This is a genomic window from Paraburkholderia sp. FW306-2-2C-D06C, from assembly GCF_058781505.1.
The window spans coordinates 233,490-258,622 of record NZ_JBYSWU010000003.1 but is presented as its reverse complement, the minus strand read 5'-3'; the positions used below and the strand labels follow the sequence as shown (position 1 = coordinate 258,622).

The 25,133-nt window shown below is 65.9% G+C and carries 21 protein-coding genes; 6 read left to right on the top strand and 15 right to left on the bottom strand.

The window, feature by feature from the left end; translation table 11 throughout:
- Positions 1–250 precede the first annotated feature (250 nt).
- The 5 genes from xdhA (at position 251) to guaD (ending at position 7,959) form a co-directional block, all read left to right on the top strand.
- A complete protein-coding gene (xdhA, locus tag AC3WLT_RS04060; protein ID WP_492590631.1) occupies positions 251–1,798 on the top strand; it encodes a xanthine dehydrogenase small subunit in 1,548 nt (515 codons plus the stop codon).
- Positions 1,798–4,218: a xanthine dehydrogenase molybdopterin binding subunit gene (gene xdhB / locus AC3WLT_RS04055; protein WP_492590630.1), complete on the top strand. Its 2,421-nt coding sequence runs from the start codon at positions 1,798–1,800 to the stop codon at positions 4,216–4,218. The genes xdhA and xdhB overlap by 1 nt, the downstream gene beginning before the upstream one ends.
- 122 nt (positions 4,219–4,340) lie before the next feature.
- Positions 4,341–5,357, top strand: coding sequence for a xanthine dehydrogenase accessory protein XdhC (xdhC, locus tag AC3WLT_RS04050; RefSeq protein WP_492590629.1), 1,017 nt, complete (start codon positions 4,341–4,343; stop codon positions 5,355–5,357).
- An 82-nt stretch (positions 5,358–5,439) separates the two neighbouring features.
- Positions 5,440–6,510 (top strand): adenosine deaminase, encoded by a 1,071-nt coding sequence (locus AC3WLT_RS04045; protein WP_492590628.1) that lies wholly within the window; start codon positions 5,440–5,442, stop codon positions 6,508–6,510.
- 111 nt (positions 6,511–6,621) lie between these two features.
- Positions 6,622–7,959 (top strand): guanine deaminase, encoded by a 1,338-nt coding sequence (gene guaD, locus AC3WLT_RS04040; protein WP_492590627.1) that lies wholly within the window; start codon positions 6,622–6,624, stop codon positions 7,957–7,959.
- 98 nt (positions 7,960–8,057) lie between these two features.
- On the opposite strand, the gene AC3WLT_RS04035 is transcribed toward guaD, so the two are convergent.
- The gene (locus tag AC3WLT_RS04035) at positions 8,058–9,335 is read right to left on the bottom strand and encodes an NAD(P)/FAD-dependent oxidoreductase (protein ID WP_492590626.1); all 1,278 of its coding nucleotides are present in this window, start codon (positions 9,333–9,335) and stop codon (positions 8,058–8,060) included.
- A gap of 102 nt (positions 9,336–9,437) precedes the next feature.
- Between AC3WLT_RS04035 and AC3WLT_RS04030 the strand changes: the two genes are divergently transcribed.
- Positions 9,438–10,166: a class I SAM-dependent methyltransferase gene (locus tag AC3WLT_RS04030; protein WP_492590625.1), complete on the top strand. Its 729-nt coding sequence runs from the start codon at positions 9,438–9,440 to the stop codon at positions 10,164–10,166.
- Positions 10,167–10,203: 37 nt separating this feature from the next.
- Here AC3WLT_RS04030 and AC3WLT_RS04025 read toward each other — a convergent pair whose 3' ends face one another.
- From AC3WLT_RS04025 to AC3WLT_RS03960, 14 genes are all read right to left on the bottom strand, one after another.
- Positions 10,204–10,626, bottom strand: coding sequence for a signal peptidase (locus tag AC3WLT_RS04025; protein ID WP_492590624.1), 423 nt, complete (start codon positions 10,624–10,626; stop codon positions 10,204–10,206).
- 92 nt (positions 10,627–10,718) lie between these two features.
- Positions 10,719–11,948: a beta-ketoacyl-[acyl-carrier-protein] synthase family protein gene (locus tag AC3WLT_RS04020; protein WP_492590623.1), complete on the bottom strand. Its 1,230-nt coding sequence runs from the start codon at positions 11,946–11,948 to the stop codon at positions 10,719–10,721.
- On the bottom strand, positions 11,945–13,171 hold the full coding sequence (locus tag AC3WLT_RS04015) for a beta-ketoacyl-ACP synthase (RefSeq protein ID WP_492590622.1): 1,227 nt from the start codon (positions 13,169–13,171) through the stop codon (positions 11,945–11,947). Before AC3WLT_RS04015 ends, AC3WLT_RS04020 begins: the two co-directional genes overlap by 4 nt.
- Entirely contained in the window at positions 13,171–13,896 is a 726-nt protein-coding gene (locus tag AC3WLT_RS04010; RefSeq protein ID WP_492590621.1) for a 3-ketoacyl-ACP reductase FabG2, read from the bottom strand. Before AC3WLT_RS04010 ends, AC3WLT_RS04015 begins: the two co-directional genes overlap by 1 nt.
- The gene (locus tag AC3WLT_RS04005; RefSeq protein ID WP_492590620.1) at positions 13,893–14,378 is read right to left on the bottom strand and encodes a hotdog family protein; all 486 of its coding nucleotides are present in this window, start codon (positions 14,376–14,378) and stop codon (positions 13,893–13,895) included. The genes AC3WLT_RS04010 and AC3WLT_RS04005 overlap by 4 nt, the downstream gene beginning before the upstream one ends.
- 8 nt (positions 14,379–14,386) lie before the next feature.
- A complete protein-coding gene (locus AC3WLT_RS04000; protein WP_492590619.1) occupies positions 14,387–15,571 on the bottom strand; it encodes a beta-ketoacyl-[acyl-carrier-protein] synthase family protein in 1,185 nt (394 codons plus the stop codon).
- The gene (locus tag AC3WLT_RS03995; protein WP_492590618.1) at positions 15,568–18,054 is read right to left on the bottom strand and encodes an MMPL family transporter; all 2,487 of its coding nucleotides are present in this window, start codon (positions 18,052–18,054) and stop codon (positions 15,568–15,570) included. Before AC3WLT_RS03995 ends, AC3WLT_RS04000 begins: the two co-directional genes overlap by 4 nt.
- Positions 18,054–18,716 carry a LolA family protein gene (locus AC3WLT_RS03990; RefSeq protein ID WP_492590617.1) on the bottom strand — a complete coding sequence of 221 codons (663 nt, stop codon included), beginning with the start codon at positions 18,714–18,716 and terminating at the stop codon, positions 18,054–18,056. The genes AC3WLT_RS03995 and AC3WLT_RS03990 overlap by 1 nt, the downstream gene beginning before the upstream one ends.
- A complete protein-coding gene (locus tag AC3WLT_RS03985; RefSeq protein WP_492590616.1) occupies positions 18,704–19,135 on the bottom strand; it encodes an acyl-CoA thioesterase in 432 nt (143 codons plus the stop codon). Before AC3WLT_RS03985 ends, AC3WLT_RS03990 begins: the two co-directional genes overlap by 13 nt.
- Positions 19,132–20,757: an HAL/PAL/TAL family ammonia-lyase gene (locus AC3WLT_RS03980; RefSeq protein WP_492590615.1), complete on the bottom strand. Its 1,626-nt coding sequence runs from the start codon at positions 20,755–20,757 to the stop codon at positions 19,132–19,134. The genes AC3WLT_RS03985 and AC3WLT_RS03980 overlap by 4 nt, the downstream gene beginning before the upstream one ends.
- Positions 20,744–22,471: a glycosyltransferase family 2 protein gene (locus tag AC3WLT_RS03975; protein WP_492590614.1), complete on the bottom strand. Its 1,728-nt coding sequence runs from the start codon at positions 22,469–22,471 to the stop codon at positions 20,744–20,746. The genes AC3WLT_RS03980 and AC3WLT_RS03975 overlap by 14 nt, the downstream gene beginning before the upstream one ends.
- On the bottom strand, positions 22,471–24,222 hold the full coding sequence (locus AC3WLT_RS03970; protein ID WP_492590613.1) for an ApeI family dehydratase: 1,752 nt from the start codon (positions 24,220–24,222) through the stop codon (positions 22,471–22,473). Before AC3WLT_RS03970 ends, AC3WLT_RS03975 begins: the two co-directional genes overlap by 1 nt.
- Entirely contained in the window at positions 24,219–24,881 is a 663-nt protein-coding gene (locus AC3WLT_RS03965) for a COG4648 family protein (protein ID WP_492590612.1), read from the bottom strand. Before AC3WLT_RS03965 ends, AC3WLT_RS03970 begins: the two co-directional genes overlap by 4 nt.
- On the bottom strand, positions 24,881–25,132 hold the full coding sequence (locus AC3WLT_RS03960) for an acyl carrier protein (RefSeq protein ID WP_115098760.1): 252 nt from the start codon (positions 25,130–25,132) through the stop codon (positions 24,881–24,883). Before AC3WLT_RS03960 ends, AC3WLT_RS03965 begins: the two co-directional genes overlap by 1 nt.
- Position 25,133: the final 1 nt, after the last annotated feature.

The window sequence follows — 25,133 nt, the reverse complement described above, 5'->3', positions numbered from 1 at the left end:
CTTCCCCTACTGCGCCCCGCCCCGCAAGGCTGTGCAGCCTCCGTCCCCGCCTCACGCAACTTCCCGGCTTCGCACGAATCGTACTTATCTCATGACCGCTTCCGAATAAGCTTCATGCGACATGGGAAATATTTTCGGGACAAGGTGGTGATATCTTCGAACATGGATGGCGATCTACGTGCGCGAGGCCGGTTTTGGCACGACCCCATGCGTAACGCGCGCCCGGTCCGCAATGTCTTTCGGATTCGCCATGACAACGCAAACCATCCGTTTTTACCATCAGGGGGCCGTCCGTGAAGTCGCGGACGTGCCTGCGTCGCGCACCGTGCTCCAGCACCTGCGCGAGGATTTGCATTGCACCGGCACCAAGGAAGGCTGTGCGGAAGGCGACTGCGGCGCCTGCACCGTCGTGGTCGGCGAACTCGACGGGCAAGGCGGCCTCGCGCTGAAAGCGGTCAACGCGTGCATCCAGTTCCTGCCGACACTCGACGGCAAAGCCCTCTTCACCGTCGAAGACCTGCGCGCCGCCGACGGCGCCCTTCACCCCGTGCAACAGGCCATGGTCGATTGTCACGGCTCGCAATGCGGCTTCTGCACGCCCGGCTTCGTGATGTCGATGTGGGCGCTGTACGAAAACCAGCCGGCCGCCGCGGGCCTGCCCACCCGCGACGCAATCAACGCCGCCTTATCCGGCAATCTGTGCCGCTGCACCGGCTACCGGCCGATCGTCGAGGCGGCGCAGAAGATGTTCGACTATTCGCAATACCCGCGCGTCGCGCTGGACCGGGCAGCCGTCGTCGAAAAACTGCGCGGAATCCAGCGCCGCGACACTTTCGAATACAGCGCGCCCGACACGCGCGGCGCCGCCTTCGGCACGCCCACCTTCCGCGCGCCGCTCACGCTCGAGGCGTTCGCCAGGCTGCGCGCCGCGCATCCTCACGCGCGCCTGCTGGCGGGCAGCACCGACGTCGGCCTGTGGGTCACCAAGCAGTTCCGCGATCTCGGCGACATGCTGTATATCGGCAACGTCGCCGAATTGAAGACGATCGAGCGCGACGCGCAGACGCTGACGATCGGCGCCGCCGTCACGCTCGAAGACGCCTACGCGGCGCTCGCCGTCGACTACCCGGAGATGGCCGAACTGTGGACGCGCTTCGCCTCGCTGCCGATCCGCAATACCGGCACGCTCGGCGGCAATGTCGCGAACGGCTCGCCGATCGGCGATTCGATGCCCGCACTGCTCGCGCTCGGCGCCGAAGTCGTGCTGCGGCACGGCCCGAAAACCCGCACGCTGCCGCTCGACGCGTTCTACCTCGGCTATCAGAAGAGCGCCCTCGCGGCCGGCGAATTCGTCGCCGCGCTGCGCGTGCCGCGTCCGCCGCGCGATCTGCGCTTTCGCACGTACAAGGTGTCGAAGCGCTACGATCAGGACATCTCCGCGGTGTGCGCCGCGTTCGCGCTGCATATCGGCGAAAACGGCGCGATCAGGCAAGCGCGCGTCGCGTTCGGCGGTATGGCCGCCACGCCCAGGCGGGCCGCGCAAACCGAAGCCGTGCTGAACGGCGCGACGTGGGACGAAAGCACCGCGCGGCAAGCGATGAACGCACTCGTCGCCGATTACCAGCCGCTCACCGACATGCGCGCCTCGAGCGCCTATCGACTGAAGGTAGCGCGCAACCTGCTGTGGCGCTTCTACCTCGAAACGCGCGACGACGCGCCGCTCGCCCTCTTCGACGTGAATGCGTTCGCGTTCGAAGCCGGCGCACCGGACGCGACCGTCGCGAAGGAGCCGTCGTGATGAACCGGACCGATGCTTTCGTCGAACATGCGGAAAAGCGGGTTGAACAGCACCCAGCCGTTCATGACCGCGAGACGGCGGTCGGCGCGCCGCTGCCGCATGAATCCGCCGCGCTGCACGTGAGCGGCGAGGCCACCTACACCGACGACGTCCCCGAACTGCAAGGCACGCTGCACGCGGCGCTCGGGCTGTCGCGCCATGCGCACGCACGGATCGTCTCGATCGATCTGGAGGCGGTGAGAAACGCGCCGGGCGTGATCGCCGTGCTGAGCGCCGCGGACATTCCCGGCGAGAACAACTGCGGCCCGGTGCTGCACGACGACCCGATTCTCGCCGTCGACGAAGTGCTGTATCTCGGTCAGCCGGTGTTCGCGGTGATCGCCGAAACGCATGACCTTGCACGCCGCGCCGCCGCGCTCGCAAAGAGCGACGACGTAATCCGCTACGAGCCGCTCGAAGCGATCCTCACGCCTGGCGAAGCGAAGGCCGCGAAACAGTTCGTGCTGCCGCCACTGCATCTGAAACGCGGCGAGCCCGACGCGAAAATCGCCGCCGCGCCGCATAAGATCAGCGGCACGTTCGAAGTGGGCGGTCAGGAGCAGTTCTATCTCGAGGGCCAGGTCGCCTACGCGGTGCCCAAAGAGATGGACGGCATGCTCGTCTACAGTTCGACGCAGCATCCGAGCGAAATGCAGCAGGTGGTCGCGCATATGCTCGGCTGGCCGGCGCACAACGTCGTATGCGAATGCCGGCGCATGGGCGGCGGCTTCGGCGGCAAGGAATCGCAATCGGCGCTGTTCGCATGTGTCGCCGCGCTGGCGGCGAAACTGCTGCGCCGTCCGGTCAAACTGCGCGCCGACCGCGACGACGATTTCATGATCACCGGCAAGCGGCACGACGCGGTCTACGAATACGAAGCCGGCTTCGACGACAGCGGCCGCATTCTCGGCGCGCGCGTCGAAATCGCTTTGCGTGCGGGCTATTCCGCCGATCTGTCCGGCGCGGTGGCCACGCGCGCCGTCTGCCACTTCGACAACGCGTACTACCTGTCTGACGTCGATATCGTCGCGCTGTGCTGCAAGACCAATACGCAATCGAACACCGCGTTCCGCGGTTTCGGCGGTCCGCAAGGCGCGCTGGTGATGGAAGTGATGCTCGACAGCATTGCGCGTCAATTGAAATGCGATCCGCTCGACGTGCGGCTCGCCAATTACTACGGTATCGGCGAACGCGATACGACGCCGTACGGACAACGCGTCGAAGACAACATCATCGCGCCGCTGACCGATGACCTGCTGGCCTCCAGCGACTACCGCGCACGCCGCGCGGCGCTGGCCGCCTTCAACGCGAAGAGTCCGGTGCTCAAACGCGGCATCGCGTTCTCGCCGGTGAAGTTCGGCATCTCGTTCAACGTGCCGTTTCTGAATCAGGCCGGCGCGCTGGTGCATGTGTACAAGGACGGCTCGGTGCTCGTCAATCACGGCGGCACCGAGATGGGCCAGGGGCTCAACACAAAGGTCGCGCAAGTGGTGGCGAGCGAACTCGGTTTGCCGCTCGCGCGCGTGCGCGTGACGGCGACCGATACGTCGAAGGTCGCCAATACCTCGGCGACCGCCGCCTCGACCGGCAGCGACCTGAACGGCAAAGCCGCTGAAGCTGCCGCCCGAACGATTCGCGGACGCCTCGCCGAACTGGCCGCGAAGCAGCTCGGCGGCACCGCGGACGCCGTGGAATTCGCCAACGGCGAAGTGTCGGTGAACGGCGGGGCGATGCCGTTCGAGCAACTGGTCGGCGCCGCGTATCTGGCGCGCGTGCAGCTGTGGTCCGATGGTTTCTACACGACGCCGAAAGTGCATTGGGACGCGAAAACGCTGACCGGTCACCCGTTTTATTACTTTGCCTATGGCGCGGCGGTGTCGGAAGTCGTGGTCGACACGTTGACCGGCGAATGGAAACTGGTGCGCGCGGACATGCTGCACGACGCCGGCCAGTCGATCAATCCGGCGATCGACATCGGCCAGGTGGAAGGCGGTTTCATTCAGGGCATGGGCTGGCTCACCACCGAAGAACTGTGGTGGAATCGCGATGGCCGCCTGATGACGCACGCGCCGTCGACGTACAAGATTCCTGCTGTGAGCGATACGCCCGCCGCGTTCCATGTGCGGCTGTATCGCAATCAGAACGCCGAGCCGACCGTGTTCCGCTCGAAGGCGGTCGGTGAGCCGCCGTTGCTGCTGCCGTTCTCGGTGTTCCTCGCGATTCGCGACGCGGTTGCGGCCGCGGTGCCCGGCGCGGACAATGCGCCGCCGCTGCGCGCACCCGCCACGCCTGAGGCGATTCTCGATGCGCTGGACGCATTGCAAGCGCCCACGCTAACCGCAACGGCAACCGAACCGGTCATCACCGACACAACCGCTTAAGCACGCCGTCAAGCACGTTAGCAAAGCAGACAAAGCGAAGGCCTGACGCGGCACGAACGCTTCAGACCACACTCAACCGGCCGCACGGACACCCCGCACGGCCACGCATGGAGAACTGCCGGATGCAAGCCTGGCTACCCGATCTGCAACAACTGCTCGCACACGGCGACGCCGCCGTGCTGGTGACGGTCGCGCGCGTCGAGGGTTCGGCGCCCCGCGAAGCCGGCACCAAGATGATCGTCACGCGCGATTCGGCCAAGCACACGATTGGCGGCGGACACCTCGAATGGAAAGCCATCGAGACCGCTCGCCAGGTGCTGCGCGACGGCATGCGCTCGCCGCATATGCGCCGCCTCGAACGCTTCGCGCTCGGGCCCAGTCTCGGTCAATGCTGTGGCGGCGCGGTGATTCTCGCGTTCGAGCGCCTCGACATCGGCGACCTCGGCTGGATCACGTCGCTCGCGAAACGCGTGGCCGCGGGTCTTTCGACGGTGCGTAGCGTATCATTCGGCCCCGCACCGGATGTGGTGATGCTGTCCGACCCCGAGCCGGGCGTCGATGCCGCCGACTGCCTGTTGTGGGACGGCGCCGGCTTCGACGACAGCGGCGCGCTGCTCACCGAGACCATCGCGCCAGGCGACTTCGCGGTCGTGCTGTTCGGCGCGGGTCACGTGGGCGCGGCGCTGGTTCGCGTGCTCGCCACGCTGCCCTGCCGCGTGCGCTGGGTCGATGAACGCGACGCGCAGTTTCCGCCCGCGGACACGCTGCATGCGCCGAACGTGCAGATCGATCCGAACGACGCCCCCGACGAAGCGATCGACCAGGCCACGCCGAACACGTACTTCATCGTGATGACGCACAACCATGCGCTCGATCTCGAGTTGGCCGAACGCATCTTGCGGCGCGGCGACTTCGCGTTCTTCGGCATGATTGGTTCGCACAGCAAGCGCAAGCAGTTCGAGCATCGGCTCGCCGCGCGCGGCATCGATCCGTCGCAGATCGCGCGGATGAAGTGCCCGCTCGGCGTGGACGGCATCGTCGACAAGTCGCCGGAAATCATCGCGATCTCCGCGGCTGCGCAAGTGTTGCAGGCCGTCGAGGCGAACGCGGGCACGCATCATGCGTCGCAGACGGCCTGATAGCCCGATGACCTGACCGCCTCACGCAACGCTCATTGCATTCCGGCGCAAACGACTCCAACGAACCCTGGAAGAATGGCCCATGAACACCACTACCGCTACCGCTACCACTACCACTACCGCTGCGTCACTCGCCGAGAAAACCGCGCGCGCACCGAAGGCCGAGTTGCATATCCATATCGAAGGCTCGCTCGAACCCGAATTGATCTTCGCGCTCGCCGAACGCAACGGTGTGAAGCTCGCCTACGACTCGATCGAAGCATTGCGCGCAGCCTATGCGTTCACCGATCTGCAATCGTTCCTCGACATCTATTACGCCGGCGCGAGCGTGCTGCTGCACGAGCAGGACTTCTACGACATGACGATGGCGTATGTCGAACGATGCCTCGCCGATAACGTGATTCACAGCGAAATCTTCTTCGACCCGCAGACGCACACCGAACGCGGTGTGCCGATCGCAACCGTCGTGGCGGGCATCGAACGCGCACTGGCCGACGCCGAACAGCGCGGCATGACGAGCAAGCTGATTCTGTGTTTCCTGCGCCACCTGTCCGAGGAAGACGCGCTCGCCACGTTCGAAGAAGCGTTGCCGCTCTTCGAGCAGTACAAGCATCGCCTGATCGGCGTCGGGCTGGATTCGTCGGAGCGCGGCCATCCGCCTTCGAAGTTCGAGCGCGTGTTCGCCAGGGCGCGCGCGCTCGGTCTGAAGCTGGTCGCGCACGCGGGCGAGGAAGGTCCGCCGTCGTATATCTACGAAGCGCTCGATCTGCTGAAAGTGGACCGCGTCGATCACGGCGTGCGCAGCATCGAAGATCCGGCGCTGGTCACGCGCCTCGCCGACACGCGCGTCGCGCTGACCGTGTGTCCGCTGTCGAACCTGAAGCTCTGCGTGTTCGACGACATGACCAGGCACACGCTGAAGGACCTGCTCGATCGCGGCGTCGCCGTCACGGTGAACTCCGACGACCCGGCCTACTTCGGCGGCTACGTGAACGCCAACTATTTCGCCACCATCGACGCGTTGAAGCTCAACGATGCCGAGGTCTACACGATCATCCGCAACAGCTTCGAAGCGTCGTTCGTCACGCCCGAGCAACGCAGCGAACTGATCGCGAAGCTCGACGCGCACTGGCATCAAAGCGGTCCGCACTGACGGGCCGATGTTTGGCAGCCGGCGGCGGCACGGGCTCGCAAGCGACAGGAGAGCCTGGATCGGGCCGCCGTCCGCGCTGTTTAGCTTTTCACATTCGGAGACGGTTTTTCCATGACTCAATCGGCTTACCGCGCACAACTGCTGACCTTCAACGGCGATCCCGCGCAATCGTCCAATGCGGCGGTCTTCGACGAAGACGGCCTGCTGATCGTCGAAGACGGCCATGTGGTCGCGGCGGGTGCCTATGCGGCGCTCGCCGCGCAGCTCGCGCCCGGCACCCAGCTGCAGGACATGCGCGACAAGCTGATCGTGCCGGGCTTCATCGATACGCACATCCACTATCCGCAGACCGACATGATCGCGTCGCCGGCGCCGGGGCTGCTGCCTTGGCTCGATACGTACACGTTCCCGACCGAGCGCCGCTTCGGCGATCCGGCCTACGCGCGCGACACGGCGAGCTTTTTCGTCGACGAATTGCTGGCTTGCGGCACGACCACCGCGCTCGTGTATTGCACGGTGCATAAGGATTCGGCCGATGCGCTCTTCACCGAAAGCGAGACGCGCAATCTGCGCATGGTGGCCGGCAAGGTGCTGATGGACCGCAACTGCCCCGAGTTTCTGCGCGACACCGCGCAATCGGGCTATGACGACAGCGCCGAGCTGATCGGCCGCTGGCACAACCGCGGACGCCAGATGTATGCGCTCACGCCGCGTTTCGCGCCGACTTCCACCGAAGCGCAACTCGAAGCGTGCAGCGTGCTGGCGGCCAGGCATCCGGACATCTTCATCCAGAGCCACGTCGCCGAAAACACCGACGAAGTGAAATGGGTCGCCGATCTGTTCCCCGGCCACCGCAGCTATCTGGACATCTACGATCACTACGGCCTGCTGCGCCGCCGCGCGGTGTACGGCCATTGCATCCACCTCGACGAGGAAGACCGCAAGCGCATGGCGCAAACCGGCACGGTTGCGTCGCACTGCCCGACCTCGAACCTGTTCCTCGGCAGCGGTCTGTTCGATTTCGGCAAGGCCGATGAAGCCGGCATGCCGATCGGGCTCGCGACCGACGTGGGCGGCGGCACCTCGTTCTCGATGCTGCAAACGATGAACGAAGCGCACAAGGTCGCGCGTCTGACCGGCCATCATCTGACGGCCACGCGCATGTTCTATCTCGCCACCGCCGGCGCGGCCGAGGCGCTCGATCTCGCGGACAAGGTCGGCACGTTGAAGCCGAAGTCGGAAGCGGACTTCGTCGTGCTCGATCCGCAAGCGACGCCGCTGCTCGCACGTCGCGCCGCGCGCACCGAGTCGCTCGAAGAATTGCTGTTCGCGTTCGCGCTGCTCGGCGACGATCGCGCGATCTACGAAACGTATGCGGCGGGCAAGCGCGTGCATCGTCGCGACGGCGGGCGTCAGCCTGCGCCGCGTGCGACGAAGATCGCGGCTTGATCCGAGCTTGATCCGAGCTTGATTCGATTCAGGCAGCGGATAAAAAACGGCGCTTCGCAATCGAAGCGCCGTTTTTTTGGGTTATCCGTTCAGCTCGATCACTGCTGCATGCAAACCTCATGCAGCGCATTCAGCCGCCTGATCGGATCGGCGACATACGGATTCGTCTCGTCCCACGCATAACCGGCGAGTACCGCGCTGATCATCCGCCGGATCGACGGCGTCTGATCCGGATAGAAGATAATGTCCTGCAACTCGCCCGTGTACCAGCGCTCGACGAACGCGCGGAACGTATCGATGCCCTTGCGCAAGGGCACGTCGTAAGCAGCGGACCAGTCGACCCGCTCGCCGTCCAGTTGCCGGTTCAACGTCTGCACAGCCAGATGCGCCGAGCGCAGCGCAATCGTCACACCCGAAGAGAACACCGGATCGAGAAACTCGCCCGCGTTGCCCAGCAGCGCGTAACCCGGCCCGTGCAAACGCTCGACGTTCGCCGCGTAACCGCCGATATGGCGCACCGGCATCAGAAACGGCGCGTTGCCGATCAACGAGGCAAACGTGGGTTCCTGCTGGATCAAAGCGCGCAGCTTCGCATCGCGCTCCACTTCCGGCACGTCGAGAAAACTCGCTTCAGCCACACAGCCCACCGACGAGCGTCCGCCCGCCAGCGGAATCATCCAGAACCACACGTCGCGGCGCTCCGGATGCGTGGCCACGCAGATCTTGCTGCGATCGGTCGCGCCCGCCGGAATGCCGTCGCGCACGTGCGTGAAAATCGCGGCGCGCGTCGGCATTCCGGTCGGCGCTTCGAGGTTCAGCAAACGCGGCAGCACGCGGCCAAAACCGCTCGCATCGAATACGAAGCGCGCCTCGATTTCGTACGCGTTCTGCGCTTCGTCGATTACGTCGAGCAGCGGGTTTTTGTCCGGCCGGCCCGGTTCGCCAGGCTGCATCGCGCGGACCGTGTGGCCGAAGCGCACATCGGCGCCCTGCTGCGCCGCGCAGCGAATCAGCAGATCGTCGAACACCGCGCGCTCGACCTGATACGTGGTGCCCCACCCCGCCGAATGCTTGTCGCGGAAATCGAACGCCGACGATCGATCCCGGTAGATGAAATGCGCGCCGTTCTTGTACTGGAAACCGGCCTCGACCACCGCTTGCAGCATGCCCGCCTCCTCGAGGTAAGCCATGCTTTGCGGCAACAAACTCTCGCCGATCGAAAAGCGCGGGAAATGCTGGCGTTCGAGCACCAGCACCGAGCGGCCCGCTTTGCGCAGTAATGCCGCCGCGACTGCGCCGGCCGGACCGGCGCCGATAATCGCCACGTCAGCGGTTATGCGTTTAGACGAATTCTTGTTCAAGTTTGCCTCGGTCATTCGATCATTTGCCTGCTTTTGACGGCGCACTACGCCGCCTTACTTGCCATTACAATGACGCGCATCGCAGCAGAAACAACAACATCTGCGGGGGAAGCCAGCGTGTCGCCATCCGAAACATCCAGCGTGCCGTTCGTGCCGGAAACGGCATTCGGGGTATGGTTCCTGCGCACCCATACCTGGGAACATCATGTGCTGCGGGTCGCCATCAACGATCTCAAACGCCTGATCGATACGCCGTTGCCCAGCGCGCCGGTGATCGTCGACGTGGGCTGCGGGCAAGGCATTTCGTTCCGCCTGCTCGCCGATGCGTTCAGGCCGCGCCGCATTGTCGGCGTCGATTTTCACGAGCCGTCGCTCGCGCTCGCCGCCGGGGCCGCCAACGGCTGCCGCGATAGAGTCGCCGATATCGAACTGCTGCACGCCGACTGCGCGAAACTGCCGCTGCCCGATGCCTGCGCCGACATCGTGTTCTCCCATCAAACCTTCCATCATCTCGTCGAGCAGGACCGCGCGCTCGCCGAGTTTCGGCGCGTGCTCAAACCGGGCGGCATCCTGCTGTTCGCCGAATCCACCGACGCGTACATCAAGTCGTGGGTGATCCGCCTGCTGTTCCGCCACCCGATGCAGGTGCAGAAAAGCGCGGACGGCTACCTCGACATGATCCGCGGCGCCGGCTTCGGGTTCGGCCCGCGCAACGTCTCGCTGCCCTATCTCTGGTGGAGCCGCGCGAAAGACTTCGGCCTGCTCGAACGCATCGGCCTGTCCCATCCGCAACCCGGCAAGCGCCGCGAGACGCTGGTCAATGTCGCGGCGATCAAGACCGGCTAGACGTTATAAGCGGCGCCGTGCGCCGCTCTCGGACACCTTAGTTGTTCTCGAGCACGACGAGTTGCCCCTTCACCGCGATCGCCGCGGCGCTGCCGCTCACGCCGCAGGTGAAGTCGGTCGGCGAAGCGGTCTCGATGCTGTGAAAGCGCGTGGACACGTCGATCACCGCGTTCGCGTTGCGATCCTGCGCGGCTTTGCGCAGTTTCTGCACGGCTTCGGCGAGGGCCTGGTGGCACGCTTCGTCGGCGTCCGCCTCCTTGCGCGCGATCCGCACCGAATACGACACGTCGCCCAACTGGCTTCTTACCGCCGGATGCGCCTGCGAACCGAAATACACCGGGACGCCGCCAGTCGACTGCGCGCCCGCCGCCTCGAGCGGCAGCGACTTCACTTGGGTCGCGCAGCCCGCCTGCGTCAGCACCACGGCCGCCAGCGCGACCAGTACGAAACTTTTTTTCATTGTTCTTGCCCTTGTTGTCTTTAGAGTTGACGGTACTTCATGGTCACTTCGTGGCCGCTTCGTAGCGACTTCATAGCGACTTCATAGCGACTTCACACGCCCTTCCAGGCGTCGAACATCAGGCTCGCGCAACTGCCGCCGAACCCGAATGAAACCGACATCGCCGTGTCGATGCGCGCGTCGCGCGCCGCGCGCACCAGCGGCATCTCACCCACGCTCGCATCCGGCGTCTCGATACCCGCTGTCCCGGCGATGAAACCGTCGCGCATCATCAGCAGGGTGTAGATCGCCTCGTGCGCGCCGCACGCGCCCAGCGGATGACCGCTCAGGCCTTTGATCGAAGAAAACGGCGGCACGTCGCCGCCGAATACCGCGCTCAACGCATGCAGTTCCTCGACGTCGCCAAGCGGCGTGGACGGCGCATGGGTGTTGACGTAATCAGGGCGCTTGCCTGCGTCCTTCACCGCGCCGCGCATCGCGCGCGCGATGCCGGCCGCGTGCGGCGTGACCATGCCGGCGCCGTCGGTGCAGTCGCCGAAACCGGTGAGCTCCGCGTAAATGCGCGCGCCGCGCGCTAACGCGTGATCGAGCGATTCGAGCAGCAGCACGCCGCCACCCGAGGCGATCACGAAGCCGTCGCGCGCCGTATCGTAGGGACGCGATGCACGCTGCGGCGCGTCGTTGAAGCGGCGCGACAGCGCGCCCATCGCGCCGAACAGCAGTGTCATGTTGTCGTGCAGCGCTTCGCTGCCGCCGGCCAGCACGATCTGCTGGCGGCCGGTCTGGATCAGTTGCATGGCCTGGCCGATCGCGAGCGCCGAACTCGTACAGGCGGACGACGGCGAATAGCTCGCGCCCTCGATCCCGAACAACTGCACGACATTCGCCGAAGCGGTGCTGCTCATCGACTGCGGTACCGCATAGGGCGGCACTTTATCGGCGCCGCGCGCGGCGGCGATCGCGAGCGCCGCGTCGTAGCTCGCCAGCGAGCCGACGCCCGAGCCGATCACCGCGCCCGCCAGCGGTGAGCGCAACGCGGCCGGATCGAGCCCGGCGTCGTCGATCGCCTTGCGGGCCGCGTGGCACGCGAAGCGCGCCGTATCGCCCATGAAACGTTCGAACTTACGCTCGAACGGCGGCTCGTCAACCACCGACGCCACGCCCGCCACCTGGCTCGCAAAGCCGCGCTCGCGCCACGCGTCGATCCGCTCGATGCGCGAGCACCCCGCGCGCAACGCGGCGGAGACTTCGTCGAGCGTATTGCCGAGACACGACACGATGCCCATGCCGGTCACGACCACGCGTTGCAGCGCCACGCTCATCGAATGCGCCTGAAAATCAGCGACGTATTGATGCCGCCGAACGCGAAGTTGTTGCTCATCACGTGTTCGGCGTCGATCGTGCGTCCGCTGCCGACGATATAGTCGAGCGGCGCACAAGCCGGATCGACGTCGGTCAGATTCAAGGTCGGCGCGTACCAGTTGCGCTTCATCATCTCGATGGTCCACCACGCTTCGAGCGCGCCGCACGCGCCGAGCGTATGGCCGACATAGCTCTTCAGCGAACTGATCGGCATGCGCTCGCCGAAGGCCCGCGCGGTTGCATAGCTTTCGGCGATGTCGCCGCGATCCGTGGAGGTGCCGTGCGCGTTCACGTAGGCGATCGCTTGCGGCGCTAGTTGCGCATCGCTGAGCGCGAGTTGCATGGCGAGCGCCATGGTGTCGGCGGTCGGCTGCGTCATGTGCGCGCCGTCCGAGTTGCAGCCGAAGCCGACGATCTCCGCGTGAATCCGCGCGCCACGCGCCATCGCGTGTTCGTATTCTTCGAGCACCAGCGTAGCCGCGCCTTCGCCGATCACGAGGCCGTCGCGCGCGGCATCGAACGGACGCGGCGTCAGATGCGGCTCGTCGTTGCGCGTACTGGTCGCGTACAGCGTATCGAACACGGCGACCGCCGGGCCCGACAATTCTTCCGCGCCGCCCGCCAGCATCAGCGTCTGCTTGCCCGCCTGAATCGCCTCAAACGCGTAGCCGATCGCCTGGCTGCCCGACGCGCACGCACACGAGGTCGGGATGATCCGCCCTTTCAGATCCCAGAACAGGCTGACGTTGACCGCCGCGGTGTGCGGCATCATCTGCACGTAGCTGTTCGACGTGACGTCGCTCATCGAGCCGGTTTCGAGCATCGTGCCGAACGCGCGAATCGGCTGGATCGATCCGGACGACGAACCGTACGCCACGCCCATGCGGCCGTCTCTGATGCGCTCGTCTTCGGCGAGACCGGCGTCGGCCAGCGCCAGTTCGCTCGCGCGCACCGCGTACAGCGACACCGGCCCCATCGAGCGGGTTTTCTTGCGCGGATAATGCACGGGTGTGGTGAAGCCCGGCAACGGGCACGCGAGCCGCGTATGCAGCGACTCGAAATAATCCCATTCGGGCATGCGCCGCACCGCGTTCACGCCGCTCTTCAAGCGCGCTTCGATTTCGTCCCAGCGGTCGCCGAACGCCGTGACGCCGCCCATGCCGGTAATGACGACGCGTTTCATCACACCATCCCGCCGTTGACGCCGATCACCTGGCGCGTGACGTACGAGGCCGCGTCCGACATCAGGAAGCTAACCACGGACGCCACTTCGGCAGGCTGGCCGACGCGGTTCATCGGCACCGTTCTTAGTGCGTGTTCGAGCGGCACGTCGTCGAGCATGCCGGTTTCGATCAAGCCGGGCGCGACGCAATTGACGGTGATGTTGCGCGTCGCCAGTTCGACGGCGAGCGCCTTGGTCGCGCCGATCAGACCGGCCTTCGCGGCACTGTAGTTGACCTGGCCGCGATTGCCCATCACGCCCGACACCGACGCGATCGTGACGATGCGCCCGCCCTTCTTCGCGCGCACCATCGGCATAGTCAGCGGATGGACGACGTTGTAGAACGAGTCGAGACCGGTTTCGATCACGATGTCCCAGTCTTCTTCCGTGAGCGCCGGGAAGGCGGCGTCGCGGGTCACGCCCGCGCTGCACACGATGCCGTAGTACGGGCCGTTCGCGGCCACATCCGCTTCGAGCACTTCGCGGCACACCGCGCGCTCACGCACGTCGAATTGCAGTACGCGCGCCGCGCCGCCTTGCGCGGCGATGCCCGTCGCGACCGCTTCGGCTTCGCTGCGGCCCGTGCGGCAATGCACGGACACCGCGAAACCGTCGGCGGCCAACTTGTACGCAATCGCGCGGCCGATGCCGCGGCTTGCGCCGGTAACGAGAACACGCCGGCTCATGAACTGAAACTCCCCTCGATGAATGACCGAAAATCGGGTGGTTGAAACACTTTGACGACCGCCTCGGCGCAACTCACGTCGCCGTGGTGGATCGTGCATTCGTAGGCGCTGTGGCCTTCTTCGCTGCGCAGCAATTCTGTCACGCCGATGCGCAATTGCGCGCCGCTCGTGAAGGCCGGCACGAGCGCCTTGTAGCTGCGCGAGCCGAGCAGCACGCCCGGACGCGCGCCGCCGCCCGCGCGCATCGCCCGCAGCGCGACATGCGCGGCGATCGCCTGCGCCATCAGCTCGATGCCGATCCACGCGGGCATGGCGCCGTCGGCGTCCGCATACCATGCGTCGGCATGCACGGTGGCCAGTGCGCTCAGCGCTTCATCGCTGAACGTGCTCACCGCGTCGATGAGCAACATGGTGCCGCGATGCGGCAGGATCGCGTCGATCGGTTGCCGCACGAGATCGTGGATAGGGAGCGTCTGAGTCATTGCGCGCGTCACCGGCCGAGGATCAGGCTGACATTGCTGCCGCCGAAGGCAAACGAATTGCTCATCACATATTGCTCGCCTGCGCCGCGCGGCAAAAACCGCTCGCTCTCGACGAGCTCCAGCGCAGGCAACGCCGGATCTGCTTCGCCGTCCCACAGATGACGCGGCAACGCGACATTTTCATGCGCCAGCGTCAGCCATGCGAAGCCGAGTTCGGTCGCCCCCGCCGCACCGAGTTGATGACCGGTCAGCGGCTTGGTGCCGCTGGTCGCGACGCCGTCGGCGAACACGCGCGCCATCAGATTCGCTTCCATCTCGTCGTTCTTGCGCGTGGCGGTGGCGTGCAGATTCACATAGCCGATCGCCGAAGGCGCGACGCCCGCATCGGCCAGCGCCTCGCGCAACGCGAGTTCGCCGCCGATGCCTTGCGGATCCGGCGAGGAGATGTGATGCGCGTCGCTCGATTCCCCTGCGCCCGCCAGCCTCACCGCGCCTTCGTCCCGGCTCATCAGGAACACGGCGGCGCCTTCGCCGACGTTGATTCCGCAGCGGTTGCGGCTCATCGGATTGCTGCGCACCGTGCTGGTCGATTCGAGCGACGCAAAACCCTGCACCGTCAGCTCGCACAGGGAGTCGACGCCGCCCACCACCACGGCGTCGCAGAGTCGCAATTGCAGCAGCCGGCGCGCCGACACGAAGGCTTTCGCGCTCGACGTGCAAGCGGTCGAGATCGTGTACGCGGGACCGTGCAGACCGAGCGCGGCGGCGGCGAACGGCGCGGCGGTGCCGATCTCCATCTGCCGGTAATTGAAGTTGGCCGGCAGGTCGCCCGCCTGCGCCTGGTAGACGAATGCGGCCTCGGCCGCCTCGATGCCGGACGTGCTGGTGCCGAGCACCACACCGATTCGATGCGCGCCGTAACGCTCGCGCGCCGCTTCGATCGAGGGTGCGATCTGCGCGAGGGCGGCGAGCAGCAGCCGGTTGTTGCGGCAATCGTAACGTGCGAGCGAAGCCGGCGGCGCGAGATCCAGCGGTGCGAACACGCTGCCGACAAACGCCTCGCCGATGCCGGTATGCGCATGCGCCATGCCAGGCGCGCGCGCTGAGGCCAGCGCGGGAACGATCGCATCGAGATCGCCGCCGAGCGCGTTGATCATGCCGAGCGCGTGCAAATAAACGGGTGGCGCGTTCATGCGGCCCTCCTTGATTCCGATGGCATGCCGATCGGCGCGAGCAGCACCGACACCGCAATGCCGAGCGCAAGCGTGGCGCCGAAGCTCTTCAGCGCGGGCATCGCGCTCATGCTGAGCATGCCGAACGACAGCAGCGTGGTCGCCGCCGACAGCAGCACGCCGGTCCACACCGCGCCGAGATCGGCGTCCGTGCGCAAACAGCCTTCACGCAGGAACACGGCATAGTTTGCGCCGACGCCGAGCACCAGCATTAGCGCGAGCCAGTTGAAAAGATTGAGCGGCACGTGAGCGTAGCCGAATACCGCCAGTGTGACGCCGACCGCGAGCAGCACCGGCAGCGTCACGGCGACGCCGCCGCGCACGCGGTCCCCCAATCCCCCAAGTGGACTTCCTTCGGGGCGGGGGACTTCCTTCGGGGCGTAACGCAGCATCAGCAATATCAGCACCAGCGCCAACGCACCGCCGAGCCACCAGCCGCTATCCACGCGATACGCGCCGAACAGCTTCGACACGCTCGCGGCCTTGTCGACAAAAGCGACACCAGGCAGCGCGTGCGCCGCGGCGATCAGCGCCGGTTCGTTTTGCGGCGTCACGCCTTGCGGAATCACGACGGCGGCGTAAGCTCTCGCGGCCGCATCGACTTCGCCCAGCCACAGATGCCTGTAGGGTTGCGACCACGGTGCGGCGAGCCACTTATCGACCGTCAGCAGCGGCTGCGGCTTTGCATAGGCGGCGAGCCACGCGTCGGCGACTTCGTCTTTGAAGCCGGCCTGAAGCAGCGTTGCGCGCAACGCCGCCGGATCGTTGAATACATGCTGCGCGAGCAACGCGCGGTCTTCATTCTGCTGCTTCGCGGACGGCACGAATTGAGCGACCGACTGATAGCTGCCAACCTTGTTCGCGGTGCCGTTCAACGCGTCCAGTTTCGCGCCCAGCGCTTCGACGCGTTCCAGCACGAGTTCCGGCGTCTCACCGCGCACGACAAAAAACTGCGCGCTGTTATCGACGCCGACCGCGTCGCGCACCTTGTTTTCCTGCGCGACCAGTGACGGATCGCGCTGGATCAGCAAATGAATATCGTCATCGCTTGTGAGCCGCAACCAGCCCGGAATCGCGACGATCAGCAACAGCGCCGCCACGAACCACGCACGCTTGCCGCCAATCGTCCGATGCCACACCGTGAGCAAACGCGAGGCCCCGGCGAACAGGCGCCGCGGACCACGCTTGGGCGCACCCGGGAGCAGCGCCGGCAACAGCCACAGCACGGAGGCGAACGCGGTCACAATGCCGACCATCGCGAAGCACGCGATCTGCTTGAGCGCGGGAAACGGCACCCAGGTCAGGATCGCGTAACCAAGCAGGCTGGTGGCGAGCGCCACGGTCAACGCCGGACGCACTGCGCGGGCGCCGCGGCGCGCATCCCAATCGCGCCCGCCGCCCAGATAGACGACGAAGTACTGAATCGAATAGTCGACCGCTTCGCCGATCAGGCTCGCGCCGAACACCAGCGTCAACAGATGCAGCTTGCCGAACACCAGCATCGTCACGGCCAGCGCGCAGACGATGCCGAGCGCCGTCGAAACGAAGCCGAGCACGAGCAGACGCGGCGAGCGGAACACCCACAGCATCAGCAGCGCGATCCCGCACAGTGACGCGACGCCGATCAGATGCACCTCACGCTCGGACGCGCTGCGCGCCGATTCCGCATAGAACACCGCGCCGGTTCGTGCGACCGACACGTCGGGGAACGACTGTTTCAACGCGCTCTCGCTGTGTGCGAGCGCATCGAGCACGGCGTGTTGCGTCTTCGATTCGTACGCGGAGCCCGGCAGCGTTGCGACAATCAGCACGCTGGTGGCCGCGCCGCGATGCGCAACCAGCAGGTTGTCTTCGAGTTCGAGATTCGAGGTTGCCAGCGGCAGGTCCGCGAGCCAGTGCTCGAGCCAGCCGAACGGATCGTCGGCGAGCGGCGTGGTCAGGCCGCCACGCAAAGGGCTGTAGATGCGTTGAGCGAGGGCGTCCCCCAAGGGGACTTCCTGCGGGGCGTCGTGCAATGACGTGGCCGAACCGCCAGCCAGCGCCGCGCGGTCCGCAGGCGTCAGCAGGCCGAAGCGATACGGCATGTACAACGCGGCAATCTGCGACAGGTCGAACGGCGGCAATTCCGCCGTCACCGAGCCGAACGCCCCGCTCTTCCGCAATGACGCGCCGAGTTGTCTGGCCGCCGCTTTCGCGTGCGCGTCGTCGTGGCTGGTGACGAGAAATACCGTGCGGTCGCCGAGCGCGCTGGCCAGCGTATCGACCGCTTTTTCGGCGACCGGGTCCGCTTCAGTAGCAGGCAACAACGCGAGCAGATTGGTCTGCAACGGCGACGGCCCGGCGAAACGCCAGCCGCAGTACAGCGCCGCGACGAGCGCGAGCAGCAGCCACGCGGCGCGCATGCCCCACGCCTGTTTCGCGGACCGCCGTTGCAGCATCTGCATTACGGCGCCCCGAGCAAAGTGCGCTCGGCGGGCGTCGGCTCGGTGAGCGCCGCGCTTTTCGCGAAGTCGAGCTTCGTGACGTCGCCGTTCGCCAGCGTGATGCGCAGGCTTTGCAGATAGTCTCCGCCGTTCATCTGCAAACCTTTGATCGATTGCGCGAGTTGCGGCTGGTTCGGCGTGAGCTGCATGCGCCATTGCGCGGCGCTGCCTTCGGCTTGCACGTCGAATTGCGAGTACAGCGCCGACAGATCGCCGCCGAGCATCGCGCGCATCATCTTCGACACCTGCGCGACGCCGCGGGTGCCTTGCGCGCTGTGTGCCGTCACACGCTGGCCGTTGGCGTTCACTTCGGCGACGCCTGCATCGGTGATCACGTAAGTGGCTTTGTATGGCGTGTCGATCTGCCAGATCACGCCGCGCTCGCGAAAGAACAGCAGCGAGCCGGTGCTGACGAGCGGCTGCTTCATCGCGGCGAGCGTTTGTGTCTGCGTGAATTGCGCGCGAACGCCCTTCGCTTGCGCGAGATGCGAGGCGATCTGCGAGACCAGGGCGGGGTTGCCTGCCTCAGGCGTGGCAGCCGCCGCCAATGCGGGTATGGCCGCCGTCGCGTTTAGCGTGAACAACACGCCCGCCACCATGCCGCGGAACTTCATCGTGCCCATGCGCGCTCCAGTTTGTCGAAGACGACGGGCGGCGACACGAACTGCAATTCCTGCGTCGCGGCATCGACGGCGACCTGAATCGTGTAACCTTTCGTCAGCCGCGCGCCGGATGCGCAGTCGACGATTTCATAGCCTATTTTCAGGCGGTTTTCGTGTTCGAGCAGTTGCGTGCGCACTTCGATCTGCTGACCGTAGGTGGCCGGCCGTACATACTTCAGATGCGCCTCGACGACCGGCCACAGATAGCCTGAGGCCTGCATCTCGCGATAGTCGTAGTCGAACGTGCGCAGCAGCGCGGCGCGGCCGATCTCGAAGTACTTCAGATAGTGGCCGTGCCAGCACACGTTCATCGCATCGACATCGTGAAACGGCACTTCGACCGTCGCGCTCGCCGTGAGCACTTTGCGGGATTCGGTCATGCGTTCGCGCCTCCGCGATAGTCGTCCAGCAACTCGCAAGCGGCGATGCGCGCGGTCAACGCACGCAGTTCATGTTCCAAAGCGCGGTCTTCATCGACGAACGGCGATTGTGCCGTCACGCTATCGATGAACCGTTGCAGCGGCGCGGGGATCGGCGTCGCGCTGTCGATCCTCAAGCGCAAGCGTGCGGCCTGCACCGTTGCCAGCGTGTGCGCGGCGGCGACCTGTTCGGTCAACTCCAGCACGCGCAAACAGTCGCGCGCGGCGATCGTGCCCATGCTCACTTTGTCCTGATTGTGCGCTTCGGTCGAACGCGAAAACACGCTGGCGGGCATCGTGTTCTTCAACGCTTCGGCCGTCCATGCGGACGACGAAATCTGCACCGCCTTGAAGCCGTGATTGATCGCGGCACGCGCCGGCGCGGCGCCCGACAGATTGCGCGGCAAGCCGTTGTTGAAGTTCACGTCGACCAGCAGCGCGAGTTGCCGGTCCATCAGATCGGCGAGATTGGCGACGGCCACCTTCAGCGCGTCCATCGCGAACGCGATGTGGCCGCCGTAGAAGTTGCCGCCGTGCAGCACGCGTTCGTTGTCCGGGTCGATCAGCGGGTTGTCGTTGGCGCTGTTCAGTTCGTTCTCGACATCGCGGCGCACCCACGACAAAGCATCGCGCGCGACGCCGATCACATGCGGCGCACAGCGAATCGAATACCGGTCCTGCAAGCGATGTCCCGGCGTATCGTCGCGTCCTGCCAGATCGGCGCGAATCCATGCGGCGGCTTCGGCCTGGCCCGCGTGCGGCTTCACTTCGAAGAGCATCGCGTCGAAGTGCGCGGCGCGGCCGTCGAGCGCGACAGTCGAGAGCGCCGTGAGGCGCGCCGTCAGCCGCGTCAAATGATCGGCTCGCGCGAACGCGAGACACGCGAGGCCCGTCATCACCGCCGTGCCGTTCATCAGCGCGAGGCCTTCTTTCGGCGCGAGCGTCAACGGGACGTGGCCGAGTTCGGTCCACACTTCGCGCGCGTCGCGCAAGCAACCTTCGAACACGACGTCACGCTCGCCCGCCAATGCAGCGGCGACATACGAGAGCGGCGTCAGATCGCCGCTCGCGCCGACCGATCCTTCAGACGGAATGCGCGGCAACACGCGATGGTTGATCAGATCGGCCAGCCGTTCGAGCAACACGGTACGCACGCCGGAAAAACCATAGGCCAGCGAGTTGAGGCGCGCGGCGATCACTGCAAGCGTCTGCGCGTCGTCGAGATAGGCGCCCATGCCGCAGCCGTGATAGCGCGTCAGTTGCAGCGGCAATGCTTCGACCAGTTCCATCGGCACGTCGACCACACAAGCGTCGCCGTAACCGGTGTTGACGCCATACACGGTCGCGCCCGCCGCGAGATGCCGCCGCAGGAAATTCGCGCCGCGTTCGATGCGCCCGCGCCACGCCGGATCGGCGCTCAACGCAACCGGCGCGCGATGCTGAGCGATCGCGACGACCTCTTCGATCGTCAGCTTGCGGCCGCCGATCACCACCTGCGCCACCGGCGCCGCTTGAGCCGCTTGCGCCGCTCGAGCAGCCTGTGCGTTCACATTTGCGTCGTCGATCAGATCATGTTCGGCCATTCGCGCCTCGCTTGGGGCTGGCCCAGAAATCGAAAAAGTTGAACCATTGATAAGGTGCCTTACGGCAATAGTGTTCGAGACGCGCCGCATAACGCTGCGCCCACGCCGCCAGATGCTGCGCGCGCTCGCGGCGCGGCAACTCGATGCGCTCGGCGAACGGCTCGAAATAAAGGTGATAGCCGTCGCGCTCTTTCAGGCAGAAGAACAGATAGACCGGGCAGCCCAGCGCGTGCGCGAGCACATACGGGCCCTGCGCGAACGGCGCGGCCGAGCCGAGAAATTGCGCTTCGGTCGTGCGGCCCGTTTCGTGCGCGGGCACGCGGTCGCCGACGATCACCAGCAACTCGCCCGCATCGACGCGCTCCTGCATCATCATCGCGGTCTGCGGCCCGAAGTCGCTGACTTCGAGCAGATGCCGCGCGAACTCGCTGTTCGCCGACGCCAGCACGCTATTGAAGCGCCGCGCGTGTTCCGTGTAGACGACCGCCGTGACCTTCGCGTGCGCGCCTTGCGCGGCGAGCGCGCGAGTCATCTCCAGATTGCCGAGATGCGCGCCGATCACGAGCGCGCCCTTGCCGCTCGCGACCAGCGCTTCGAAGGCCGACGGATCGTCGAACTGGACGTCCGCGTTGCTGACACGGCCGGACCATGCAGCCAGCTTGTCGAAGCCGGATTGCGCGAACGCCAGCATGTGCCGATACGCCGACAGCCATCCCGGACGCGGCGTGCGCTCCTGCGGCGCGGCGCGGCTGAGATGCGTGAAGTAGTTGCTCGACGCTTCGCGCGCGGCGCGTCCCGTCAGCAGAAAATATGCGACGACCGGATGCAGCCACAGTGCGGTAAAACGCCGGCCGAAGAGCTTGCAGCTGAGCGCGAGCAAGGACATGCCCAGGTGACTGCCGCGCTCGGCGATACGCCACCAATGCTGCGCGTCCTGCTCGCCTGCAGTTGACGCGCAAACGGACGAACGCCGCGGCATCGCTTTGTGCGCGAGCAGCATCGGCAGACGCCACAGCATGCCGAACACGAGCCGCGTATGACTGCGGCTGATACGCACGTTGTCCCACAGCACGTCGAAATGCGATAAGCCGTCGGCGGCGTAGGTAACACGTGTGGGGATCGAGCGGAACGCCACGCGCCGCCAATGGAGACGCACGAGAATCTCGATGTCGAAGTCCATCCGCGTCGGCAATCGCACGTTGTCGATCAGCTCGCAGACCAGCGCGAGCGAATACAGACGGAAGCCGCACATCGAATCGCGGATCGTCGGCGAGAGCGTTTCGATCCACACCCACACATGCGTCAGATAACGGCCGTAGAGGCGCGACTTCGGCACGCTGTCGTCGTAGACCGGACGGCCCAGGATCACCGCGCCCGGTTCGGCTTGCGCAGCGGCAATGAAACGCGGCACGTCGGTGGCGTCGTGCTGGCCGTCGGCGTCGATCTGCAGCGCGTGCGTGTAGCCCGCTTTGCGCGCCGCCCGCAGACCCGCCATCACCGCCGCGCCTTTGCCGCCGTTGACCGGCAAGCGCAGCAGCGTGAGCTGGCCTGCGTAGTGTTCGGCGAGCGCGGCGAGCACCTGCTGGGTCGCCGCGTCGCTGCCGTCATCGACGACGACGAGCGGCAGACCGTGCACCGCCAGATTGGCGACGGTCGCGCCGATCGCCTCTTTGTGGTTGTAGATCGGAATGACGATGCACGGGACGAAGCTCATCACGCGGGCTCCCGATACACGATCACACCGGACGCGCATTCGCGTCCGGCCAGCCGATACGCGAACTGCACGCGCCGACGTGCGGCATCGTGCGCGAGCGTCAGATTCAGCAGCGCGCCCGGCGGCACCGGCGCCATGAACTTGAGCCGGTCGATCGACGCAAGCTGGCGCACGGCCGGCACATGTTCGGCGGCCAGACGCATCGCCCAGTCGACCTGCACGACGCCCGGCAGAATCGGCAGGCCGGGAAAATGGCCGGCGAAATGCACGAGCGTCGGCGGCACGCGCAGTTCGTAATGCAGCGAGTCGGCAGAGCGCGCTTCGGCGAGCACTTCGACGCCGTCCGCACGGGCGTCGAAAGCGGCGGCGACGACCGCCACCGGCAGCTTGCCGCGCGCATCGAACGGCAACGTGATGCGAAAGCGCCAATGGCGCGGCAGCACCACCGCATCGAAATAGGCGGACAGATGGCGGCGCAAGGTGTGCGCGAGCAGCACGCGGCCCTCGCCGCGCAATGCCTCGCTACCCGCTTCAGTCAGCGCGACCACCGCGCCGACGCGCTCGCGCGACGCGCCTTCCAACGGCGCGATCGCCGCTTGCGCGACATACGGATGCAGCGCGAGACGCGCTTCGAGTTCCGGCAGCGACACGCGCTTGCCGTCGAGCTTGAGCACGCGATCGAGCCGGCCCTGCAGGCGGAAGCGGCCATCGGCATCGAAGGCGATCTTGTCGTCGGTACGATGCCAGCCGCGGTGGTCGAGATGGGGCGAGCGAACGTTGAGTGCACCGTCTTCGTCGCGGCGCACTTCGATGCCCGCCACCGGTTGCCATGCATCGGTCTGATCCTGGCGGCGCCACGCGATGCCGCCGGTTTCCGTGCTGCCGTAGATTTCGAGCGGCGCGGCGCCGTAGGCGGCGGCGTATTCCTGTGCGGCTTCCAGTGCGAGCGGGCCGCCGGATGAGAAGAACGCGTGCGGCGCCGGCGTCAACGCGGCAAAGCCGGGCAACGCCGGCCAGCGCGACAATTGCGCGGGCGTCGAAACGATCGCCGCCGCGCCGCATTGCGCGATTTGCGTTTGCAAATGCAGCGGCTCGATGCTGATTGCGCGGTCGAACGCGCGGCCGGCGGCGAGCGGCCACAACACGCGAAACAGCAAACCGTAGATATGGTGATGCGGCACGCTTGCGAGCATCGTCGCGTCGCCGATCAGGGCGCCCCACTGCTTTTCGAGCGTATGCACTTCGGCGTCGAATTGCGCGAGCGTCTTGCGGATCGGCTTGGGGGTGCCGCTGCTGCCCGATGTGTAGAGCGTCAACGGGGCCTGCGGATCGATGGCGTGATCGGTGATTGTTTGCGCTTCGGCCGGCGCCGGCACGAACGCAGGCAGGTCCGCATCGGTCAGCACGGCGTCGTAGGCATCGGCGAGATCGGCAAGATAGCCGGGGGTCGCATTCGCCGGAATCACCGGCTCCTTGCCGCACGCGAACAACGCGAACAGCGTGCAGGCGAAATCGAACGGATCGTCGATGCACAGCGCGTAACGTTTCACGTCCTGCTCGCGCAAGCACGCTACCAGGCTCGACACGCGCGCGCGAAACGCGACGCGGTCGAGCACCGTGCCGCCGTCGCGGCATACCGGCGCATTCACAGGAGCATGAGCGGCCGCCGTGCCATGTGTTGCCGACAGCGCAGGAGCATGAGCGGCCGCCGTGCCATGCGTTGCCGACAGCAGATCGTGCAACGCGATCATGCGGCCTCCGAACGCGCGGCTCGCGGCAGCACCACCAGATAACGCCAGATTACTTCGGCCACCAGCAGCAGGCCGACCAGCCCGTATGCGATCGCGCCGTTGTAGAGCGACCAGTTCGCGCGGCTCCAGTACAAAGCGGTGTAAGCGGAAAACGCGCCGTTCAGCACGAAGAACATGCACCACACCTGCGTCACGCGGCACGTATGACGCACGGCGGCCGGCGGCAGATCCGGATTGCCCAGCCGGGCGAATTTTTCGATCATCGACGGGCCGCGCACAAGCGTCGCGCCGAACGCGATCAATAGCCCGAGATTGACGAGCGACGGATAGAGGCGCAACAGCAGCTCGCTATTGGTCAGCACGATCGCCGCCGATGCGCAGCTCAGCAACAAGGCCACCGCCCAATCGATTGCAGAGAGCCGCCGCAGCGACGTCGCGACCGCGCCGCTGCCCGCCCAGCGTTGCAGCCACAAAATAGCGAACAGCATGCAGCCGACAACGCGGGGCGTGTCCCAACGCCACGCGCACAGAATCAGCGCGGGATACGCGAGCTTCAGCACGACCTGAACGACAGTCTTGGTCCAGCTGCGCTCAGTGCCGGGCGTGGCCTCTCCGGGCGGACTGACCGCCGCTTGCATGCGCGAGCGCACGGATGGCATCAGCCCTGCGCCGCCAGCAGCGATTCGACCGCGCCGATCACATCGCCGACCGTGCGCACCGACTTGAACTCTTCCGGCTTGATGCGGCGGCCGGTCATTTCCTGCAATTTGATCGCGAGGTCGACGGCGTCGATGCTGTCGAGATCGAGGTCTTCGAACAGGTTCGCCTCGGGCGTCACGCGTTCCGGCTCGATCGCGAAGTTCTCTTTGAAGATGGCGCGGATGCGCTCAAGAATATCTGCCTCGGACACG

Excerpts from the sequence above, each read along its gene's own strand:
- xdhA (WP_492590631.1), top strand. The coding sequence starts at position 251 with ATGACAACGCAAACCATCCGTTTTTACCATCAGGGGGCCGTCCGTGAA.
- xdhB (WP_492590630.1), top strand. The coding sequence starts at position 1,798 with ATGAACCGGACCGATGCTTTCGTCGAACATGCGGAAAAGCGGGTTGAA.
- xdhC (WP_492590629.1), top strand. The coding sequence starts at position 4,341 with ATGCAAGCCTGGCTACCCGATCTGCAACAACTGCTCGCACACGGCGAC.
- AC3WLT_RS04045 (WP_492590628.1), top strand. The coding sequence starts at position 5,440 with ATGAACACCACTACCGCTACCGCTACCACTACCACTACCGCTGCGTCA.
- guaD (WP_492590627.1), top strand. The coding sequence starts at position 6,622 with ATGACTCAATCGGCTTACCGCGCACAACTGCTGACCTTCAACGGCGAT.
- AC3WLT_RS04035 (WP_492590626.1), bottom strand. The coding sequence starts at position 9,335 with ATGACCGAGGCAAACTTGAACAAGAATTCGTCTAAACGCATAACCGCT.
- AC3WLT_RS04025 (WP_492590624.1), bottom strand. The coding sequence starts at position 10,626 with ATGAAAAAAAGTTTCGTACTGGTCGCGCTGGCGGCCGTGGTGCTGACG.
- AC3WLT_RS04020 (WP_492590623.1), bottom strand. The coding sequence starts at position 11,948 with ATGAGCGTGGCGCTGCAACGCGTGGTCGTGACCGGCATGGGCATCGTG.
- AC3WLT_RS04015 (WP_492590622.1), bottom strand. The coding sequence starts at position 13,171 with ATGAAACGCGTCGTCATTACCGGCATGGGCGGCGTCACGGCGTTCGGC.
- AC3WLT_RS04010 (WP_492590621.1), bottom strand. The coding sequence starts at position 13,896 with ATGAGCCGGCGTGTTCTCGTTACCGGCGCAAGCCGCGGCATCGGCCGC.
- AC3WLT_RS04005 (WP_492590620.1), bottom strand. The coding sequence starts at position 14,378 with ATGACTCAGACGCTCCCTATCCACGATCTCGTGCGGCAACCGATCGAC.
- AC3WLT_RS04000 (WP_492590619.1), bottom strand. The coding sequence starts at position 15,571 with ATGAACGCGCCACCCGTTTATTTGCACGCGCTCGGCATGATCAACGCG.
- AC3WLT_RS03995 (WP_492590618.1), bottom strand. The coding sequence starts at position 18,054 with ATGCAGATGCTGCAACGGCGGTCCGCGAAACAGGCGTGGGGCATGCGC.
- AC3WLT_RS03990 (WP_492590617.1), bottom strand. The coding sequence starts at position 18,716 with ATGGGCACGATGAAGTTCCGCGGCATGGTGGCGGGCGTGTTGTTCACG.
- AC3WLT_RS03985 (WP_492590616.1), bottom strand. The coding sequence starts at position 19,135 with ATGACCGAATCCCGCAAAGTGCTCACGGCGAGCGCGACGGTCGAAGTG.
- AC3WLT_RS03980 (WP_492590615.1), bottom strand. The coding sequence starts at position 20,757 with ATGGCCGAACATGATCTGATCGACGACGCAAATGTGAACGCACAGGCT.
- AC3WLT_RS03975 (WP_492590614.1), bottom strand. The coding sequence starts at position 22,471 with ATGAGCTTCGTCCCGTGCATCGTCATTCCGATCTACAACCACAAAGAG.
- AC3WLT_RS03970 (WP_492590613.1), bottom strand. The coding sequence starts at position 24,222 with ATGATCGCGTTGCACGATCTGCTGTCGGCAACGCATGGCACGGCGGCC.
- AC3WLT_RS03965 (WP_492590612.1), bottom strand. The coding sequence starts at position 24,881 with ATGCCATCCGTGCGCTCGCGCATGCAAGCGGCGGTCAGTCCGCCCGGA.